At 56.5% G+C, this 2,185-nt stretch carries 2 protein-coding genes; both read left to right on the top strand.

What is annotated here, in order from left to right:
- On the top strand, positions 1-1,005 hold a 1,005-nt coding region (locus AAC035_RS20865; protein WP_058093056.1), incomplete at its 5' end, for an efflux RND transporter periplasmic adaptor subunit.
- 14 nt (positions 1,006-1,019) lie between these two features.
- Positions 1,020-2,185 (top strand): efflux RND transporter permease subunit (locus AAC035_RS20860; RefSeq protein WP_339807039.1); only part of this gene is annotated, 1,166 nt, incomplete at its 3' end.

Here is a 2,185-nt window from a genome sequence, read left to right as displayed (position 1 = left end):
ACCGCAAGCATCAATGCCAAACAGAAAGAGCTCGCCGGCATTGAAGTAGCAACCCTCGAAAGCAAGCACGTTGACTATGAAATCTACGCTCCCGGTGAGCTGCTGACCAACGGCTATACCAGCTATCACGTGTCCCCCCGGGTTGCCTCAGTGGTGCTGCGGCGTCACGTGGAACTGGGTGAGCACGTAACCAAGGGCCAGCCGCTGGTAACCCTGTTCAGTGAGACGGTGGCACAGGCGCAGGCGGATTACAGGAAAGCTTTTCCTGAATGGAAGCGAATCAGCGGGCTGGGTCGTTCCGTGGTTGGCGATCAGCGGTTCAATACAGCGAAAGCCAACATTGAAGCAGCAAGGGCGACTCTGCTTGCTTACGGGCTGAACGATGATGACATTGGTGCGTTGAAGGCCAGCGGGGTGGATAGTCTCGGTGAATACATGCTCAGGGCTCGCGTGGATGGTGCAGTACTGACCGATGAGTTTGAGCAAGGACAAAGAGTTGAGGCTGGCCAGCCGCTGGTGACTCTTGCTGATGAGAGTGAGCTTTGGGTAGAAGCCCATCTGCCAGCAAGCTCCGACATTGTTCTAGAGAAGGGCGCGGAAGCCGAAGTCAGGGCAGCGGGTCGTGTGGGCGTGGCAACGGTGTCCCAGGAAGCCCACACCATTGATCCTGTGACCCGCACGCGGATTGTCAGGCTGGAGCTGGACAATCCTGAAGATCGTTTTCATCCAGGAATGTTCGCAGATGTGTATTTTCGTTTTAAGACCAGCGAGCCGGTGCTTGCCGTGCCGGAGACTGCATTGATGCGTGGCGCGGACGGCGACTGGACGGTCTATGTGGAAGAGGCCGAAGGCGAGTATGAACCCGTGGAAGTGGAACTGGGCCGCTCAATTGGCGGGCTCCGTGAGGTTTCCGGCCTGGCTGCGGGCCAACGAGTCGTTTTGCGGGGCGCATTTTTTGTGGCCTCTGAGATTGCCAAAGGCGGCTTTGATCCGCACAACCACTGATTCCGGGAGCCATTATGTTCAACCGAGTTGTCGACTGGGCGGTTCAGAACCGCCTGTTGGTTCTTATTGCGCTTGCAGTGCTTATCGCCACGGCCGCGTTTCAGATACCAAAACTGAATCTTGATGCTTTCCCCGACGTTACAAACGTCCAGGTCGCTGTTAATACAGAGGCGCCCGGACTTGCGGCTGAGGAAGTCGAGCAGCTGATCACCTATCCCATTGAAGCGGTGATGTATGCGTTGCCGGATGTTGAGGAGGTTCGGTCCATCTCCAAAACCGGGTTGTCTGGTGTCACCGTGGTCTTTAAAGAGGGCACGGATATCTATTTCGCGCGCCAACTGGTTTTCGAGCGGTTGCAGGCCGCGCGGGAGCTGATTCCGGACGGGGTCGGGGTGCCTGAAATGGGGCCGAATACGTCCGGTCTTGGCCAGGTCTACCAGTACTTGCTGATAGCGGACCCGGATTCGGGGTACGACGCAATGGAATTGCGCAGCTTGCACGACTGGCTGGTCAAACTGTTGCTGATACCGGCTGAAGGGGTTACGGAAATCCTGTCGTTTGGCGGAGAGGTCCGCCAGTACCAGGTTAACCTGAACCCGGCGCGAATGCTGTCCTATGACTTATCACAGAACGATGTCATGGAAGCCCTGGAGAACAACAACTCCAATGTTGGGGGCTGGTATATGGGCCGCGGGCAGGAGCAGTTGGTTATTCGCGGTATGGGCTGGCTGGGTAATGGCGAGCAGGGGCTCGAGCAGATCCGTCAGGTGCCCGTTAAAACCAGTGATGGCATTACAGTGACAGTGAACGATGTCGCCGAGGTAGCGCTGGGCACTGAAATTCGCCAGGGTGCGGTAACCATGACCCGGAAGGATGAAGCCGGTCAGGTTGAACAACTGGGTGAAGTGGTTTCTGGCATTGTACTCAAACGAATGGGGGCCAACACAAAAGCCACCATCGACGGCATCGAGGCCCGCATTGATCGCATAAATCAGGCGCTTCCGAGTGGGGTTCGTTTTGAGCCCTATTACAACCAGGCGGATCTGGTGACCAAGGCCGTAGAGACGGTGACCAATGCGCTTCTGTTGGCTTTTGTGTTTATTGCGATCGTGCTTGCCCTGTTCCTGATGAATCTGCGGGCAACAACGCTGGTGCTGCTTTCAATACCGATTTCCATCGG

It is taken from the genome of uncultured Marinobacter sp. (assembly GCF_963974375.1).
Classification (GTDB): Bacteria; Pseudomonadota; Gammaproteobacteria; order Pseudomonadales; family Oleiphilaceae; genus Marinobacter.
This window is presented reverse-complemented; position numbering and strand designations above follow the sequence as displayed.